Origin of the sequence: Achromobacter sp. DH1f (assembly GCF_000633435.1) — a bacterium.
GTDB lineage: Bacteria > Pseudomonadota > Gammaproteobacteria > Burkholderiales > Burkholderiaceae_B > Achromobacter > Achromobacter deleyi.
The window spans coordinates 54063-72059 of record NZ_AYMF01000029.1 but is presented as its reverse complement, the minus strand read 5'-3'; the positions used below and the strand labels follow the sequence as shown (position 1 = coordinate 72059).

Annotated in this window: 17 protein-coding genes; 14 read left to right on the top strand and 3 right to left on the bottom strand. The window is 66.6% G+C overall.

The features are described from left to right. Positions 1-32: 32 nt before the first annotated feature. Entirely contained in the window at positions 33-989 is a 957-nt protein-coding gene (locus U858_RS0124525; protein ID WP_025139775.1) for a D-2-hydroxyacid dehydrogenase family protein, read from the top strand. A 99-nt stretch (positions 990-1088) separates the two neighbouring features. Here the strand turns inward: U858_RS0124525 and ttcA are convergent, their stop codons facing one another. Then, complete coding sequence (gene ttcA / locus U858_RS0124520; RefSeq protein WP_025139774.1) at positions 1089-2063, bottom strand: tRNA 2-thiocytidine(32) synthetase TtcA; 975 nt, start codon at positions 2061-2063, stop codon at positions 1089-1091. 2 nt (positions 2064-2065) lie between these two features. Then, positions 2066-2425: a dihydroneopterin aldolase gene (folB, locus tag U858_RS0124515; protein ID WP_025139773.1), complete on the bottom strand. Its 360-nt coding sequence runs from the start codon at positions 2423-2425 to the stop codon at positions 2066-2068. 124 nt (positions 2426-2549) lie between these two features. Here folB and U858_RS0124510 point away from each other — a divergent pair, with 124 nt between their 5' ends. Both U858_RS0124510 and U858_RS0124505 read left to right on the top strand, forming a co-directional pair. Beyond that, the gene (locus U858_RS0124510) at positions 2550-3452 is read left to right on the top strand and encodes an NAD(P)/FAD-dependent oxidoreductase (protein WP_025139772.1); all 903 of its coding nucleotides are present in this window, start codon (positions 2550-2552) and stop codon (positions 3450-3452) included. 108 nt (positions 3453-3560) lie between these two features. Beyond that, positions 3561-4442 (top strand): AraC family transcriptional regulator, encoded by an 882-nt coding sequence (locus U858_RS0124505; protein WP_025139771.1) that lies wholly within the window; start codon positions 3561-3563, stop codon positions 4440-4442. Here the strand turns inward: U858_RS0124505 and U858_RS0124500 are convergent. Beyond that, positions 4439-5233: an alpha/beta fold hydrolase gene (locus U858_RS0124500; RefSeq protein WP_025139770.1), complete on the bottom strand. Its 795-nt coding sequence runs from the start codon at positions 5231-5233 to the stop codon at positions 4439-4441. The genes U858_RS0124505 and U858_RS0124500 overlap by 4 nt on opposite strands. A gap of 100 nt (positions 5234-5333) precedes the next feature. Here U858_RS0124500 and U858_RS0124495 point away from each other — a divergent pair, with 100 nt between their 5' ends. The 11 genes from U858_RS0124495 (at position 5334) to U858_RS0124445 (ending at position 17913) form a co-directional block, all read left to right on the top strand. Next, positions 5334-6263, top strand: a complete 930-nt coding sequence (locus U858_RS0124495; RefSeq protein ID WP_025139769.1) for a LysR family transcriptional regulator — start codon at positions 5334-5336, stop codon at positions 6261-6263. Positions 6264-6355: 92 nt separating this feature from the next. Then, complete coding sequence (locus tag U858_RS0124490) at positions 6356-8608, top strand: TonB-dependent siderophore receptor (protein ID WP_029954275.1); 2253 nt, start codon at positions 6356-6358, stop codon at positions 8606-8608. 69 nt (positions 8609-8677) lie between these two features. Then, on the top strand, positions 8678-9226 hold the full coding sequence (locus U858_RS0124485) for a hypothetical protein (RefSeq protein ID WP_025139767.1): 549 nt from the start codon (positions 8678-8680) through the stop codon (positions 9224-9226). Between the two features lie 360 nt (positions 9227-9586). Continuing rightward, positions 9587-10780 carry an urea ABC transporter substrate-binding protein gene (urtA, locus tag U858_RS0124480; protein WP_025139766.1) on the top strand — a complete coding sequence of 398 codons (1194 nt, stop codon included), beginning with the start codon at positions 9587-9589 and terminating at the stop codon, positions 10778-10780. 51 nt (positions 10781-10831) lie between these two features. Further along, positions 10832-11734, top strand: a complete 903-nt coding sequence (gene urtB, locus U858_RS0124475; RefSeq protein WP_025139765.1) for an urea ABC transporter permease subunit UrtB — start codon at positions 10832-10834, stop codon at positions 11732-11734. 4 nt (positions 11735-11738) lie between these two features. Further along, the gene (urtC, locus tag U858_RS0124470; protein WP_025139764.1) at positions 11739-12785 is read left to right on the top strand and encodes an urea ABC transporter permease subunit UrtC; all 1047 of its coding nucleotides are present in this window, start codon (positions 11739-11741) and stop codon (positions 12783-12785) included. Between the two features lie 32 nt (positions 12786-12817). Further along, positions 12818-13579 (top strand): urea ABC transporter ATP-binding protein UrtD, encoded by a 762-nt coding sequence (urtD, locus tag U858_RS0124465; RefSeq protein WP_025139763.1) that lies wholly within the window; start codon positions 12818-12820, stop codon positions 13577-13579. Between the two features lie 13 nt (positions 13580-13592). Then, the gene (gene urtE, locus U858_RS0124460; RefSeq protein ID WP_025139762.1) at positions 13593-14282 is read left to right on the top strand and encodes an urea ABC transporter ATP-binding subunit UrtE; all 690 of its coding nucleotides are present in this window, start codon (positions 13593-13595) and stop codon (positions 14280-14282) included. A 25-nt stretch (positions 14283-14307) separates the two neighbouring features. Beyond that, complete coding sequence (locus tag U858_RS0124455) at positions 14308-15345, top strand: aliphatic amidase (protein ID WP_025139761.1); 1038 nt, start codon at positions 14308-14310, stop codon at positions 15343-15345. A 61-nt stretch (positions 15346-15406) separates the two neighbouring features. Then, a complete protein-coding gene (locus U858_RS0124450; protein WP_025139760.1) occupies positions 15407-16213 on the top strand; it encodes a CbbQ/NirQ/NorQ/GpvN family protein in 807 nt (268 codons plus the stop codon). Positions 16214-16215: 2 nt separating this feature from the next. After that, a complete protein-coding gene (locus tag U858_RS0124445) occupies positions 16216-17913 on the top strand; it encodes a nitric oxide reductase activation protein NorD (protein WP_025139759.1) in 1698 nt (565 codons plus the stop codon). The last annotated feature ends 84 nt before the right edge of the window (positions 17914-17997 follow it).

The window sequence follows — 17997 nt, the reverse complement described above, 5'->3', positions numbered from 1 at the left end:
GCGATGCGCGCCACGCCACCCGGAGACAAGACTTGAAAATCGCAATCCTCGACGATTACCACGATGTCGCCAAACGCTACGCCGACTGGGGTTCCCTGGGCGGCGATGCCGAGGTGCAGATCTTCAACAACTTCATTCCCGACGAACAGGTCGAGGCCACCCTCGAACCCTTCGACGTGATCATCGCCATGCGGGAACGCACGCCGTTCCCGGCCGAGCGCATCCGCGCATTGCCGCGCCTGCGCCTCTTGGTCACCACCGGCATGCGCAACAACGCCATCGACATGCCGGCCTGCACCGCGCAGGGCATCGTCGTCAGCGGCGCACCCGGCAGCGCCGACGCCAATACCGCCACCGCCGAACTGGCCTGGGCGCACATCCTGGGCCTGTTCAAGCACCTGACCGCCGAAGACGCGGCCATGCGCCGCGGCATGTGGCAGACGGGCATGCCCGAGCCGCTGGCCGGCAAGCGGCTGGGCGTGCTGGGCCTGGGCAAGCTGGGCGCGGCCGTGGCCAAGGTGGGCCTGGCCTTCGGCATGGACGTGGTGGCCTGGAGTCCCAACCTGACCGACGAGCGCGCGGCCGAGGCCGGCGTCAAGCGGGTGGACAAGCACGAGCTGTTCTCGACGTCCGACGTCGTCAGCCTGCACCTGATCCTGTCCGACCGCAGCCGCCATATCGTCGATGCGGCCGCGCTGGCCGCCATGAAGCCGTCTGCCTATCTGGTGAATACGTCGCGGGCCGGGCTGGTGGACCAGGACGCCCTGATGGACGCGCTGGTGAAGTTCCGCATCGCGGGTGCCGGGCTGGACGTGTATGACGAAGAGCCGCTGTCGCCCACCGACAATCTGCGCGACCTGGACAACGTCATCCTGACGCCGCACCTGGGCTATGTCAGCCGCGAGAATTTCGAGGCGTTCTATCGCAATGCGCTGGAAGCCGTGAAGGCCTGGCAGGCCGGGGCGCCGGTGCGGGTGTTGAACGCCTGACCGGCGTTCGATGTCGGCTCGTCTGATCGAGCCGGCAAAAGATCATGTCATTCCGACGCGTCCCGGGGCCCTTGTGGCCCCGGGACGCATTCGCGGCATTCAGCCGCGCGTGAACATCACTTTCTTTTCAACGATGCCGTCGGGCGTCTGCGCTTGCGTGGCCGCGGTGTCGCCGCAGGCTTCGTCGCTGTCGCCTTCGGTCGGGTCCACGGTGTCGAACGCCGTGTCGCCGTTGGCGTCCGGCACACCCGTCGGCTTGAGGCCGACGAAGTCGAACAGGTCGCGGTCCATCAGGTGCGACGGCACCACGCGCGACAGCGCGTTGAACACGTTCCACGAGCGGCCCGGGTGCTGCTTGTCCCATTCCTTGATCATGCGGCCGACTTCCTTGCGCTTCAGGTTTTCCTGCGAGCCGCACAGGTTGCAAGGAATGATCGGGAACTGCTTGAGTTCGGCGTAGGCGATCAGGTCGGTCTCGGGCACATAGGCCAGCGGGCGGATCACCGTGTGGCGGCCGTCGTCGGACACCAGCTTGGGCGGCATGCCCTTGGCCTTGCCGCCGTAGAACAGGTTCAGGAAGAACGTGCCCAGGATGTCGTCGCGGTGGTGGCCCAGCGCGATCTTGGTCGCGCCCAGCTCGGAGGCCACGCGGTACAGGATGCCCCGGCGCAAGCGCGAACAGAGCGAGCACATGGTCTTGCCCTCTTCGAGCACGCGCGTGACGATCGAGTAGGTGTCCTGCGTTTCGATGTGAAACGGCACGCCCAGTTCGGTCAGGTAGCGCGGCAGGATGTCGGCGGGAAAGCCGGGCTGCTTCTGGTCCAGGTTGACGGCGATCAGCTCGAACGGAAACGGGGCGCGCTTTTGCAGCTGGAGCAGGATGTCCAGCATGGCGTAGGAATCCTTGCCGCCGGACAGACAGACCATCACGCGGTCGCCCGCCTCGATCATGTTGTAGTCGGACAGCGCGCGCGTGGTTTCACGCGCCAGGCGCTTGGTCAGTTTGTTGCCTTCGTGGCGGGCTTTCTCTTCTGCTTCGGTGCGAAAGCGGATGGGGGGAGCGATATCGTTCATGGTCAACGCGAGAGCTGGATTTCCACGCCTACCGCCGCACAGTCGGAAAAGGCCATGGGTTTGCTGATGCGCAGGCGCAGCGAGCGGATTTCCTGGAAGTCGGCCAACAGGCGTGCGGCGACTTGTTCGGACAGGGTTTCGATCAGGTTCACATGCGCCTGGGTGCACTCTTCGACGATGGCTTCGCGCAGGCGGCGGTAGTCCAGCACGCTGTGGATATCGTGGTCGTCGACCGTGCGCTGGATGTCCACGTCGAATTCGGCGTCGACATGCAGGGGCTGGGTGGCACGGCGCTCGTGTTCGAGAATGCCGATGCGGGCGTCGAGCGCGAGCCCGGAAAGGATGATGCGGCGTGTGGGCATGATGAAAACCTGGGTGGAATAGGCGGAATTGTAAGGCGATGCCGGGCCGGGGTTGGCGCGCTGGCTACAATTCGGCCATGTCCGGGCGCCCGCAAGGGGCCGGCAATGGCAAACAAGGGGTGAAATGCAACAGATGCACGATTCGGTCATTGTAGGGGGCGGCCCGGCCGGCGCCTCCTGCGCCCTGTGGCTGGCCAGGCTGGGCCTGGCGCCGCTGCTGGTCGAGGCGGGCGACCGCCTGGGCGGGCTGAGCAGCGACAACCCCTTCACGGACGACTGGATCGCCGTGCTGCCCGGGGTGACCGGCCAGCAGGTGGCCGCCAATATCGACACCAGCGTGCGCGCGGCCGGCGTGCCGTTGCGATTGGGCGCCCGGGTGATGGCGGTGCGGCCGTGCAAGGGCGGCATCGAGGCCAGCTTGTCCGATGAAAATGGGGGCGTAACGCAGGTGCGCGGCCGCACCCTGGTGATCGCCTCCGGCGTGCGCGCCAAGGGCTTTCCGGAACATCCCCCCGGATCGCGCTGGCCCGGCGTGCTGATCGGCCCGGGCTCGCCCATCGTGGCGCAGGATTACTCCGGCCTGTCCGTCGCGGTGCTGGGCGGCGGCGACAACGCCTTCGAAAACTATGTCTACGTGCGCAACCGCGGCGCCGCCACGGTGCACCTGTATGCGCGCAGCGTGCGGGCCCAGCAGCAATGGGTGCAACGCGCCGGCAAGGAAGGCGTGCGCATCGGCCCGTACCAGGTCGACCCGGCCAACCGCAGCGTGGACGGCCGGCGCTACGACCTGATCCTGGTGTTCTATGGCTGGGAACCGCAGGCATCGTTTGCCGATGGCCTGCAACTGGCGCGCGACGAACGCGGCTACATCCGCACCGATGTCGCCACGGCTGAAACCAGCGTGCCCGACATCTATGCCATCGGCGAAGTGGCGCACCGCATGCACCCCTGCGTGGTCACGTCGATGGCGGACGGCGTGGTGGCCGCCAAGGCGATCCAGCGCCGCTGGGAGCGGGCGGGCGAATAAGGCCGCAGGGTCAGCGGAGCGGGGTGGCCTGATTGAGCCGGCATGGAACTTGGGTAATAATAATTATTCTCAAATAAGCCTGCTGACCGGTGCATCCGGTCCGATCCCATGCCTTTCCTGCGCGCCCGCGCCGCGGCCCCCGCTGCCGAACACCACCGCGTCGACGCGGCGCTTGACCTGGCCCATGGCTGCTCGCTGCGCGCCGGCGTGTTCCGCCGCAGCGTCACCGAGTGGCGCGAAGAATCCCTGTATCCCGGCCTGAAGGTCATTCTGCTCGACGGGCAGGTGCGCAGCCGCGTCGAAGACCGCGCGCCGCTGGCATTGCGCGGGCCGGCGCTGTGCCTGGCCTGGAACCCCGGCCAGGCACAGGGCGCCGATGCTTTCGAGGCCGGCGTGGACCAGCGCTACACCGTGGTCACGCTGCCGGCGGCGTCGCTGTGGCAGGAACTGGGCGTGGCCCCCGATTTTCTGCCCAGCGATGGCGGTCCCGTCATCTGGCACGGCACGGCGGGCCGCGAAGCGCGCCGCATTGCCGACCAGGTGCGCGTCTGCCGCTACGAGGGGCCGGCGCGCGGCCTGTACCTGGCTGCCAAGGGCCTGGAACTGGCGGCGATTGCCCTGGCCCAGGCCGGGCAGGCGCCGCTGCCGGATGAACGCGCGGCGGCGCCGTCGGCCGCCGTGCGCGACCTGGATGCCGCCCACGAGGCGCGCCGCCGCCTGGCCGCGGACCTGCGCGGCGCGCCGTCGTCTTCGGCGCTTGCCCGTGCTTTGGGCCTGCACACCCGCAAGCTGGAAGCGGCCTTCAAGCGCGCCTTCGGCGTCAGCATGGCCCGCTATCTGCAAGAGGCTCGCCTCACGCATGGCCGCGAACTGATCCTGAGCGGCGGCCTGAGCGTGTCCGAGGCCGCCTGGCACGTGGGTTACGCGCCCGCGCATTTCTCGGTGGCGTTTCGCCGTCGCTTCGGCGTGCGCCCCAGCGAGCTGCGTTAGTCGCGCAGGAAGTCCAGCACCGCTTCGCGAAATGCCTCTGGCTGTTCGATATTGGACAGGTGCACCGCCGGCAACATCAGCAGCTTTGCTCCAGGCACCGTCTGCGCGATCTGCTCGCCATGGCTGGCCGCGGTCACCGTGTCGTCGCGCCCGGCGATGACCAGCGTGGGGCGCGGAATCAACGCGATGGTGCGGCGCAGGTCCGTGTCCCGCACGGCCGCGAAGGCGCCAGCCAGGCCGTGCCTGTCGGTGGCCAGCAGCATGCCGCGGAACGTGTCGATGACCGGGCCGCTGGCCTGCAGCATCGCAGCGGGAAACCAGTTCGCCAGAAAGGTCTCGGCGGTTTCCGTCATGTCGGGCGCCCGCAGCGTGGCGGCGATGCGCTCGTCCCACTGCGGCGCGGGGCCGAGATAGGGCGAGGTATTGGCGAGGATCAGCCGGTCGATGCGGCCAGGCGCATGCACGCCCAGCCATTGGCCGATGATGCCGCCCAGCGACAGGCCCAGAAAGTGCGCGCGTGGCACGCCCAGGGCATCGAACAATTCCAGTACGTCGCGGCCCAGCCGGTCCAGCGAATAGGGGCCCGGCGGCACGCTGGAAGCGCCATGGCCGCGGGTGTCGAACCGCAGCACGCGGAAATGCCGCGCCAGCGCCGGCACGAGGTCGTCCCACATGTGCAGCGTGGTGCCGATGTAGTTGGACAGCGCCAGCACGGGCAGGGCGGCATCGCCATCCCAGCGGTAGGCGATGCGGGCGCCGTCGCCCGTGGTGATGAAGGAGTCGGTCTGCATGATGGGCCTCACGAAAGAAGAGTCGATGAGGCAGATCGTAGTTGCGGGCCGTTTTGGAAGATATTACAAAGATCGCACAGAGATTGTCGGAAAAACAGACATGAGCGAATTCACGCTGCACGACCTGCAATGCTTCGACGCGGTAGTGCGGGCAGGCGGCTTCCAGGCCGCCGCCGCGTTGCTGCACCGGTCCCATCCGGCCGTGTTCGCCGCGGTGGCCAAGCTGGAGCGCCAACTGGACCTGATCTTGCTGGATCGCGCCGGCTACCGCGTCAGGCCCACGCCAGCCGGACAGTCGTTTCACCTGCGCGCACAAGCCCTGCTGCGCGAACTGGCCGGCCTGCGGGCCCATGCCGAGCAGTTGGCGATGGGCCAGGAAACCGAATTGAACGTGGTGATCGGCGATTTCTGCCCGCGGCCCTTGCTGCTGGGCATGCTGGGCCAGTTCTTCGCGGCGTGGCCGGCCACGCGGCTGAATCTGCATTTCGAGGCGGTCACCGGCCCCTGGGAACGGCTGATGGATGGCGATGCCGACCTGATCCTGCATCGCGTCGAACCCGGCGAGGCGCAGGTCGAGTGGCTGGACCTGGGCAGCGTGCCGTTCGTGCCGGTGGCCGCGCCCGGCTACCTGGGCGAGCCCGCGCCGCGCGCCACCAAGCCCGAACAGCTGCGTGACAACACCCAGTGCGTCATGCGTGACACCGCCCGCCATACCCCTGCACGGAACTACTTCATGGTCGAGGGCGCGCGCCAGTGCACGGTTGCCGACCAGCTGATGAAGAAAGAGATCCTGCTGCAAGGCCTGGGTTGGTGCCACATGCCGCGTTTTCTGATCGAAGACGAACTGCGGGATGGCCGTCTCGTGTCGTTGGCCAACCGCCACCTGCCCGGCAGCACCGAGACCCTGGCGGCTGCGCGGCGCCGCGATCGGCCGCAGGGGCCGGTGATGACGCACTTGTGGCAGGCCTTGCGTGAACAGGCGCCCGCCATCCGCCAGGCCGTGTCGCCGGTGAAAAAGCGAAAGCCTTAATCCGGAATTCGAAAGCCTTTCCGATTGCCCGCCGCCAGCCCATTGAAGATGATTATCAATCTTATTGAAACGGGCAGGAAGCGGAGGAAATCGTGGGTATCAAGACACGTGGGGCGCGTCGGTTGGCGCGGCGCAAACATTCATCCCACGCGGGTGCGGCAGCCGCCGCGCAGTGGTTGCGGCGCGGCGCCGTGGCGGTCGGGCTGGCCGCGGGGGCGGGCAGCGCGGGGGCGCAGTCGGCCGAGCCGGGCACCGCCATCCTGGCGCCGGTCACGGTGCAGGGCGAGCAGGCCGGCGTCACCGAAGGCAGTGCCTCGTACACCGCGCCCAGCGTCACCATCGGCGGCAAGCTGCCGCTGTCGTTGCGTGAAATACCGCAGTCGGTGTCCGTCATCACGCGTCAACGCATCGAAGACCAGAACCTGGCGTCGCTGGAAGACGCCATGGCGCAGACCCCCGGCATCACCATCGACCTGGCCGCCACCGCCGCGATTCCGCAGTTCTATTCACGCGGCTTCCAGATCGAATACTTCCAGTACGACGGCGTGCCGATGCAGACCGGTGGCGCATCGTGGGCGCAGCCCGATCTGTTCATGTTTGACCACGTGGAACTGCTGCGCGGCGCGGCCGGCCTGTTCAACGGCGCAGGCCAGCCCGGCGGCGTCATCAACCTGGTGCGCAAGCGTCCCACGCGCGAACTGCAGTTTTCCGGCTCGGCCAGCGCCGGGTCGTGGGATAACTACCGCGGCGAACTGGACCTGTCCACGCCGCTGAACGCATCCGGTTCGGTGCGCGGCCGCATCGCCACGGCGCAGGAAGACCGCAAGTATTTCTATGACGTGGCCAACTCGCAGAAGCAGGCCTACTACGGCATCGTCGAGGCCGACCTGGGCGAGCGCACGCTGCTGACCCTGGGCGGCAGCTACCAGAAGCGCGATTGGCTGCCCTACATGATGCAGCTGCCGCGCTACAAGGATGGCGGCGACCTGGGTCTGACGCGCGGCACCTACCTGGGCGCCGACTGGAACCGCTGGAACTTCGAGAACACGCAGGTGTTCGCCGAGCTGGCGCACCAGTTCTCGTCCGACTGGACGGTCAAGCTCAACGTCAACCAGGCCGAGGAAACCAGCAAGCTCAAATACGCCTATGTGCGCGGCGCCGTCGACCGCCAGACCGGCCTGGGACCGCGGCTGTACGGCGGCGGCAACCAGTACCGCAACCAGCAGCTGGGCGTGGACCTGATGGTGACCGGCGCATTCGAAGCCCTGGGCCGCCGCCACGAACTGGTGTTCGGCGGCAATTGGTACGACCGCAGCGCGCGGGCCTACAACGCGTATTCCTTGCCGGGCTTTTCGGCGCGGCCAGTGGATGTCTTTCACTACGACGTCAACGACTATCCCGAGCCGGCCGATCCGCAATGGGGCAGCAAGAGCGACGTCAAGACCCGCCAGTCCGGCGTGTATGCGATGGCGCGGCTGAAGCTGGCCGATCCGTTGACGCTGGTGCTGGGATCGCGCATGAGCTGGTGGCGCACGCAGAGCAAGAATCTCATCACCGGCCGAAGCGATCCGGCGGTCAGCGAGCATGGCCGCATGACGCCGTACGCGGGCCTGGTCTTCGACATCGACAGCCACTGGACCGCGTACGCCAGCTATGCCGACATCTTCCGCGTGCAGAGCGATTTGCGCACGGCCGACGGCGGCTCGCTGCCGCCGGTGGTGGGGTCCAACTACGAAGCCGGCCTGAAAAGCGAGTGGCTCGACGGCAAGCTGAACACATCTTTCGCGCTGTTTCGCATCACCGAACGCAACCGCGCCCAACGCGACCCGGCCTATCCCGACGTAGGCGACTGCTGCTATGACGCCAGCGGCCAGGTGCGCAGCCAGGGCCTGGAAGCTGAGGTCTCGGGCCGCATCGCACCGGGCTGGGAAGTCGCGGGCGGCTATACCTTCAACACCACGCGCTACCTGAAAGACAACACCAATGGCGGCGCGGCCTTCAGGACCTTCACGCCCAAGCACATCTTCCAGCTGTGGACGACCTATCAGCTGCCCGGCCAATGGAACCGCTGGAGCGTGGGCGGCGGCGTCAACATCAAGAGCGGCATCTATACCGAAAGCGCCGTGCAGGGCCCGGTCAGCGGCAGTTCGGTGCGCGTGTCACAGGCCGGCTATGCCCTCTGGAATGCCCGCATCGGCTACCGCGTCAGCGACCACGTGTCGCTGGGCCTGAACGTGAACAACCTGTTCGACAAGGTCTATTACCAGCGGCTGGGCAACGCGGACATGGGCAACGCCTATGGCGAACCGCGCAGCGCCATGCTGAACCTGCGGGTCAAGTATTGAAGCGGGCGCGGCCCAGCCTTCCTGGACGCGCTTCCCGTACCCCCTGAACGCAACACCAAGGAGAACACCATGCAAGCCTTCCTGACGCGATCGCTGCGCGCCGCCCTGCTGGGCGCTGCGCTCTGCGCCGGCGCCGCCGCCCAGGCCGCCACACCCGCGGCGCCAGCTACCAGCGCCACGGCCGCGCCGTCATCCTTATGGGCGGCCGGCGAATACCGCTGGACGGTCGATGACCGCAACGGCGAGCCGCCCTATACCTTGCGTCTGTACGTGCAGCCGCTGCCGTCGGGCGACTATGCGCTGACCGGCAGCCTGCTGCTGGACGATGCCGAACTGGGCGCGTATGGATCGGCGCGCTTGCGCGACGGCAAGCTCGTGCTGGATCTCACGGCCAGCGGCGGCGTGCTGCAGGCGCCGATCGACGAGGGCAAGCGGCGCCTGTATCCCAAGGGCCGCGCGCCCGAACGCGTGGACTCGGCCGGCTTTGCCACGATGCGGGCGCTGCTCGACCCCGCATCGCTCGACGGCGTAGTGCAGCGCTACCAGACCAACGTCATGACGGGCCACCACGTGCAGGGCCCGATGTACGCCAACAGCGTGATCCGCCGTTTGCCGTAGCCACCCCGCCAGGCCGCGCCTGGTAAGGGAAAATACGCATGGCACGACCCCGTGCGCTTCTTCAGAATGCCTTCCAGACGCTAGATCGTCTTCCAATTTTCGCCGACTGCCAGTGTTGCCAGTCAGGCGTGGGGCAAAAAGGCCCGAGCCGGATTTTCCGGCTCGGGCCTTTTCGTTTTCCGTTTGCAAATCGTCTTCTTCCGGATGGCGCCATGACGCGCCGTGGGCGCAGCTTTGCCTGAAGAAACGCATGCAGGACGGATGGATGGTTGTCGTCGTGATGTGGCTGCCTGGGGCGGCCGCCCAATCCCGGGCGGCCTGGCTACAGGCTTGCCTTCGGAAACGCACAGGAGCGTATCGATGAGCGCATACAACCGCCGCCGCTTTCTGCAGCACAGTGGCTCCATGGTCCTGTTGGGTGCCGCGTCGGGGGTGGCCGCCTTGCCCCGCCGCGCGTTCGCGCAGGAAACCGTGAAGCTGGGCTTGCTGCATTCCCTGTCTGGCACCATCGCCATCGCCGAGGCGTCGCTGGTGGACGCCGAGAAACTGGCCATCGAAGAGATCAACGCCGCGGGCGGCGTGATGGGCCGCATGATCGATCCGATCGTCGAGGACGGTGCCAGCGAGAACGCCGTGTTTGCCGAAAAGGCCCGAAAACTGCTGGATCGCGACAAGGTCGCGGCCATCATCGGCTGCTACACCTCGGCCTCGCGAAAAGCGCTGCTGCCCGTGCTGGCGCGCAGCAAGGGCCTGCTGTACTACCCCACCTATTACGAAGGACAGGAGCAGGATGCGCGCGTGTTCTATCCGTCGCAGGAAGCGACGCAGTCGGTGATCGCAGCAGTCGAGTGGATGGCGCGTGAAAAGGGCAAGACGTTCTTCCTGGTTGGCTCGGACTACATCTATCCGCGGACCTGCAACAAGATCGCCAAGCCGGCGATTGCCCACATGGGCGCCAAGGTGGTGGGCGAGGAATACGCACCGCTCGGGCACACCGAATTCTCGTCCATCATCAACAAGATCAAGGCCGCCAAGCCGGAGTGCATCTACAGCACGGTGGTGGGCGGCTCGAACGTGGCGTTCTACAAGCAGTTGCGCGCCGCCGGGCTGGACGGCACGCGGGTGGTGCTGCTGTCGACCGTGGTGTCCGAAAACGAGATCGAGGGCATCGGCAAGGACAACGCGGCGGGCTACTACGCCTGCATGGGCTACTTCCAGAGCCTGCGCAATCCGGCCAACGAGAAGTTCGTCAAGGCATTCAAAGCCAAGTATGGGCAGGATCGCGTCATCGGCGATCCGATGGAAGTGGCCTACAACAGCGTCTATCTGTGGAAGCTGGGCGCCGAGAAGGCCGGCTCGTTCGACCCCGACAAGGTCATCGCGGCCTCGGCCGGCCTGACGCTGGAGGCGCCGGAAGGCACGGTGCGGGTGCACGAGAAGAACCATCACGTGTGGAAAAAAGTGCGCGTGGGCCGTGCTCGGCCCGACGGCCAGTTCGACGTGGTCTGGGAATCGGCCGACCTGATCGAACCCAATCCCTTCCCCAAGCTGTAAACGGGCCTGCCAACCGCCGAGGGCGCCGTCGTCGGCGCATGGAACGCGATCATGAACATCGATATCGCCGCGATGCAGTTTTTCAACGGGATCAGCCTGTTCAGCATTCTGCTGCTGATGGCGATCGGCCTGGCCGTGGTGTTCGGCCTGATGGGCGTCATCAACATGGCCCATGGCGAGTTGATGGCCATGGGCGCCTACACCACCTATCTGGTGTCGGTGGCATTCCAGCGCTGGGCGCCCGGGTGGATGGACGTCTATCTGTTCGTGGCGATCCCCCTGGCGTTCCTGGCGACGTCGGCGTTTGGCTACTTGCTTGAGCGCGGCTTCATCCGCTGGTTCTACAACCGGCCGCTGGACACGCTGCTGGCGACCTGGGGTCTGAGCCTGATCCTGCAGCAGACCTATCGCTCGATCTTCGGCGCACAGGAAGTCAGCGTGCCGCTGGCCTCATGGTTGAGCGGCGCCTGGGAGCCGACGCCCGATCTGCAATTTCCGCTGAACCGCATCTTCATCCTGGGGCTGACGCTGCTGGTGGCGCTGGGCGTCTACCTGCTGCTGTACCGCAGCGCATGGGGGCTGCGGGTGAGGGCGGTGACCCAGAACCGCGCCATGGCGGGCGCCGTGGGCATCAACACGCGGCGAGTCGATGCCCTGACGTTCGCGCTGGGATCCGGCCTGGCAGGCATTGCTGGCTGCGTATTCACCATGATCGGCTCCACCAACCCGGGAACCGGCCAGCTGTATATCGTCGACTCGTTCATCGTGGTGGTGTTCGGCGGGGTGCAAAGCCTGCTGGGCACCGCCTTCTCGGGGCTGGCGATCGCGCAATCACAGACCACGCTGGAATACCTGATGAGCGGCTCGATGGCCAAGGTCACGATCCTGGTCCTGGTGATCGTGGTGCTGTACTTCCGCCCCAACGGGCTGTTCGCAGCCAAGACGCGAGGATGACACGATGAAGACCTTGCACCGAAGAACCGAGGAAATCGCGCTGGCGTTGGTGGCGTTGCTGATCCTGGCCGTGATGCCGTTGTCGCTGGACCCGTTCCGGCTCAACCTGCTCGGCAAATACATGGCGTTGGCCTTCGTGGCGATCGGCATCGTGCTGACCTGGGGCTACTGCGGCGTGCTGAGCCTGGGGCAGGGCATCTTCTTCGGATTGGGCGGCTACATGATGGCCATGTTCCTGAAGCTGGAGGCGTCCGCTCCCGAGCTGCCCGACTTCATGGTGTGGAGCAGCGTCGACAACCTGCCCGTGTGGTGGCTGCCGTTCCATTCATTGGGATGGACGCTGTTGCTGATCGTGGCGCTACCGGGCGCGGCGGCGTATCTGTTTTCCCTGGCGATCTTTCGCAAGCGGGTCGGCGGCGTGTACTTCGCCATCGTGACGCTGGCACTGGCGATGACGCTGACCGTCCTGATCATCGGCCAGCAAGGCGACACCGGCGGCGCCAACGGAATCACCGATTTTCGCACGCTGCTCGGCTGGGACATCGTCGGCGACGATGGCAAGCAGGTGCTGTATCTGGTCGAGGCGGCCGTGCTGACGCTGGCCATGGTGGCGGCATTGTTCATCGTGCGCAGCCGGCTCGGCAAGATCCTCATTGCCATCCGCGATCGCGAAGACCGCGTGCGCTTTTCGGGCTATGACACCGCGCATGTGAAGGCTTGCGTGTTCTGCGTCGCGGCCATCCTGTCGTCCATCGGCGGGGCGTTCTTCACCCTGCAGGTGGGGCTGATCTCACCAGGGTCGATCGGTGTCGTGGCGTCGATCGAGATGGTGATCTATGCCGCGGTCGGCGGCCGGCTGTCGATTCCCGGCGCGGTGGTGGGCGCGTTGCTGATCGGCTTTCTCAAATCGTATCTGTCCGAGACCTTTCCCGAGATCTGGCTGTATTTCCTGGGCGCGATCTTCATCGTGGTGGTGGTGGCAATGCCCAACGGCCTGGCCGGCGTGGTCAGCCAGTGGCAGGCACGCCGCACCGTCGGGAGCGCGCGATGACCACTGCACTGGACCTGTCTGAGTCACCCGTCATGGATATGCATGTTGACCGCCCCAGCGCTGGCGTCATCCTGAGCGTCGAGGACCTGACCGTGTCGTTCGACGGCTTTCGCGCGGTCGACGGGCTGAGCCTGAGCGTGGCGCAGGACGAACTGCGCGTCATCATCGGGCCCAACGGCGCGGGCAAGACCACCTTGCTGGACATCATCTGCGGCAAGACCCGACCGTCGGCGGGGCGCGTGATGTTCGAGGGCCGCGACCTGGTGCGGCTGGCGGAGTTCGACATCGTACGGGCAGGGGTCGGCCGCAAGTTCCAGACGCCATCGGTGTACGAAGACCTGACGGTGCTGGAGAACTTCGAGATATCGCTGCCGAATGTGCACGGCGTGATCCGTTCGCTGCGCTTTCGGCGCACGGCCGAGGTGCGCGAGCGCATCCAGGCGATGGCGGCGCAGGTTTTCCTGGCCGACCGGCTGGCCGAAAAGGCGGGGCGTCTCAGCCACGGCCAGAAGCAATGGCTGGAGATCGGCATGTTGCTGATGCAGGAGCCGCGCCTGTTGCTGCTGGATGAACCGGTGGCGGGCATGAGTCCGCGTGAACGGGAACAGACCGCCGAGCTGTTGGTGCGCATTGCGCGCGGCAAGTCGGTGGTGGTGATCGAGCACGACATGGATTTCGTCAAACGCATCGCCCACAAGGTCACGGTGCTGCACCAGGGGCGGCTGCTAAGCGAGGGCAGCGTGGCCGAGGTGCAAGCCGACCCGCGCGTGCTCGACGTGTACCTGGGTCATTGAAAGGGAGACATCCGTGTTTCGCATCGACGGGTTGAATGTGAGCTACGGCGAATCGCACGTCATCCGCGACGTGAGTTTCGAGGTGGGGCCGGGCGAATCGGTGGCCATCATGGGCCGCAACGGCATGGGCAAGACCACCTTGCTCAAGGCGCTGATCGGCATGCTGCGTTCGGGGTCCGGCAGCATCCGGCTGGGCGACACCGAGCTGTCCGGGCTGGCCAGCTACCAGCGGGTGCGCAACGGGCTGGCCTTCGTGCCGCAGGGGCGCATGATCTTTCCGTTCCTGACGGTCGAGCAGAACATCCTGACCGGCGCCGAGCACAGCCGGATCAAAGCGGTGCCGGACTACCTGTACCGCTTCTTTCCCGTGCTGCAAGAGATGCGTCGACGCAAGGGCGGCAATCTGTCGGGCGGACAGCAGCAGCAACTGGCGATCGCTCGCGCGCTGATTTCCAACCCGCGGGTACTGATTCTGGACGAACCGACCGAGGGCATCCAGCCATCGATCATCAAGGACATCGCGCGGGCGCTGAACGCGTTGCGCGAGGAACAGGGCTTCGCCATCGTCGTGTCCGAACAGATGCTGAGCTTTGCGCTCGATCTTGCCGACCGCTTCCTGGTGATCGATCGCGGCCGCATCGTGCACGAGGCGGGCCGGGCCGGCCTGGACCAGGACAAGATCAGGTCTTTCCTGACGGTATGACCGTCAACCTTTGAGGAGCATTGTCATGAGACATGGAGATATCTCCAGCAGCAACGATTGCGTGGGCGTGGCCGTCGTGAACTACAAGATGCCGCGCCTGCACACCAAGGCCGAGGTGATGGACAACGCCCGCAAGATCGCCGATATGGTGGTGGGCATGAAGCGCGGCCTGCCCGGCATGGACCTGGTCATCTTCCCCGAGTACTCGACCCACGGCATCATGTACGACGCCAAGGAAATGTACGACACCGCCGCGGCGATTCCGGGCGAGGAGACCGCGGTGTTCGCCGAGGCCTGCCGCAAGGCCAACGTCTGGGGCGTGTTCTCGCTGACCGGCGAGCGCCACGAAGAACATCCCAACAAGGCGCCCTACAACACGCTGATCCTGATGAACAACCAGGGCGAGATCGTGCAGAAGTACCGCAAGATCATGCCGTGGGTGCCGATCGAGGGCTGGTATCCGGGCGATTGCACCTACGTGTCGGAAGGCCCGAAGGGCTTGAAGATCAGCCTGATCATCTGCGACGATGGCAACTATCCCGAGATCTGGCGCGACTGCGCCATGCGGGGCGCCGAGCTGATCGTGCGATGCCAGGGCTATATGTACCCCGCCAAGGATCAGCAGGTGATGGTATCGAAGGCCATGGCCTGGATGAACAACGTCTATGTGGCAGTGGCCAATGCGGCGGGTTTCGACGGTGTCTATTCCTATTTCGGCCATTCCGCCATCATCGGTTTCGACGGACGTACCCTCGGCGAATGCGGCGAAGAAGAAATGGGCATCCAGTACGCCGAACTGTCGACCAGCCTGATCCGCGACGCGCGCAAGAACATGCAGTCGCAGAACCACCTGTTCAAGCTGGTGCATCGCGGCTACACCGGCAAGATCAATTCGGGCGAGGACGCCAGCGGCGTCGCGGCGTGCCCCTATAACTTCTACGCCAACTGGATCAACGATCCGGAAGGCACCCGCAAACAGGTCGAATCGTTCACGCGTTCGACCGTGGGCACGCCGGAATGCCCCATCGAAGGCATTCCCAACGAGGCGCCGCAACACCGCTAGACCCCTCCCGTTCGCCAGGTCCGGCCAGGTGCTGGCCGGACCGCTGCAAAGGATCTGCATCGTGGCCGCTCTGCTCGACGCCTACCGGATTGCGCAAGAACCGTATTACCGTCCCAGCGGCCGTGAGGTCGAGTTGTACGCGCATGCCTATGCGCACCGGCTGCCGCTCATCCTGAAAGGCCCTACCGGCTGCGGCAAGACGCGCTTCGTGGAATACATGGCGTGGAAGCTTGGCCGGCCGTTGGTGACCCTGGCCTGCAACGAAGACATGACCGCGTCCGACCTGGTCGGCCGCTATTTGCTGGACGCCGACGGGACGGCCTGGCACGACGGTCCGCTGACGCTGGCGGTGCGCCATGGCGGCATCTGCTACCTGGACGAGGTGGTCGAGGCGCGCCAGGACACCACCGTGGTGATCCACCCGTTGACCGACGCACGCCGCATCCTGCCGCTGGACAAGAAGGGCGAGGTGGTCCACGCGCATCCAGACTTTCAGCTGGTGGTGTCGTACAACCCCGGCTACCAGAGCAGCGCCAAGGATCTCAAGCCATCGACGCGCCAGCGTTTCGTGGCGCTGGACTTCGACTATCCCGACGCCGATCATGAAGCGGCGATCGTTGCGCACGAGGCCGGCATCGACGCCAGCCTGGCGCGCCGGCTGGTGCGCATCGCGCAGGGTTCGCGCGAGCTCAAGCACCATGGCCTGGACGAAGGCGTGTCGACGCGCATGCTGATCTATGCCGGCGTGCTGATCCGCGACGGCGTCAGCCCGGCCGAGAGCTGCGACATGACCATGACGCGCGCCCTGACCGACGATCCCGACATGGCGGCGGCGTTACGGGCGCTGATCGACGCCAACCTGGAATGACGATGCGCGCGCTTGCGACGTTCGGAACCGGGGAGGGCGCCGCCGCGCGCGTGCGCACGGCGACGCCGGACAAGGTCCGGCCGGGCCTCTCGTGGTTGTTGTGCGGCCTGTCCGAGCGTGCCATGACGGTGGAGCCGACGGACCCCGAGGCGGCCGACGGCCCGACGCGGCCGGTGCTGACGTCGACGCATCTGCTGGTGCCGGACAACGCCGCGCCGGTGGGCGCCGCGTCCAGCGTCGCCGCAAGGGATCACGCCGCCGTCGCCCACGCCGCGGCCCACCTGCTGTATTCGCCCGCCGCCCAGCCGGTCGCCAGTCTCAAGCCGATGGGCCTGGCGGTGGTGTCCGCCATCGAGGACGCGCGGGTGGAACGGGTGCTGGCGGCCAGTTACCCCGGCGTGCGCCGCTGGTTTCGTCCATTCGTGCCGTCACTGCCCGATCCGGCCGACCTCAGTTTTTCCGCGCTGATGCAACGCCTGTGCCGCCTGTTGATGGATGTCACGCTGCGCGATGACAACCACTGGGTCAACAAGGGGCGCGATCTATTCGAAGCGCAGGCCGCCATCGACCTGGCCGATATTGCCGCGTTCCGCCGGCTGGGTTCGTTGCTGGCCAATGACCTGGGCCAGATGCGGGTGCGCTTCAATCCGCTGCAATACGTGGTGCCGGTGGCCTATCGCGACGACAACAGCTATCTGTGGGATTACGGCGATGCCGCCGAGCCGCCGCCCGCGCTGGCCCTGGGAAGCCAGGGCGCGGCGCCGCAGCCGCGCGAGACCACGCCGGGCGATGCCCAGGCGGCGTCGGACGAAGACACCGAACTGGGGCGTTACCTCTATCCCGAATGGGACTACCGGCTGGCGCGCAGCCGGCCGGATTGGTGCACCGTGATCGAGCGTCTGCCGGGCTGGCGTGCCGAGGCACCGCTGTTGGCGGGGCTGCGCCAGCCCCGGCTGGCACTGCCGCGTTCGCGTCGCCTGGACCGGGCGCGACGGCTGCGGCGCCAATGGGAGGGGGATGACATCGACCTGAATGCCGCCATCGAAGTCATGATCGACCGCCGTCTGGACCTGGCGCCGGACGCGCGTTTTTTCCAGCGGCCGGGCAGCCAGCCCGGCGTTTGCAGCACGCTGGTGCTGCTGGACCTGTCCGCCTCGGCCAATGACCCCGCGCAGGACGGCGCCACCGTGCTTGACCTGGAAAAGCGCGCGGCGGCGCTGCTCGTGGGCGCGGTGGCAGGAAGCGGCGACCGCATCGCGGTGCACGGCTTTTGTTCCGACACGCGTGCCGCGGTGCACTATTACCGCCTGTTGGACGCGGGCGCGGCGCCTGTGGACGCGGCGCTGGGCCGCATCGCGGCGGCGCGCGCCCGCTATTCGACGCGCCTGGGCGCGGCGCTGCGCCATGCCGGCGAGCTGGCGCTGCGGATGCCCGGCGAGCGGCGTGCCCTCATCGTCGTCACCGATGGGGCGCCGTCAGACATCGACGTGCACGATCCGCGCTACCTGGTGGACGATGCGCGCGAAGCGGTTCTGGCACTGCGCCGCGGCGGCCTGCGGGTGCAATGCGTGGCGCTGGATGGCCGCGCGGAACCCCAGCTGCGGGCGATGTTCGGATACCGCGGGTACCGGATCGTGCTGAACGCGGCGGCGTTGCCCGCCGCGCTGGCCCATGGTTACGGCCGCGCCACGCTCGGCTGAGACCCCCAGGAATCCACGTGTTGACGCGGCCCGTGCCTATGTTGAAACTGATCACCTGGACCGATTGACCTCTGTGCTTCGACT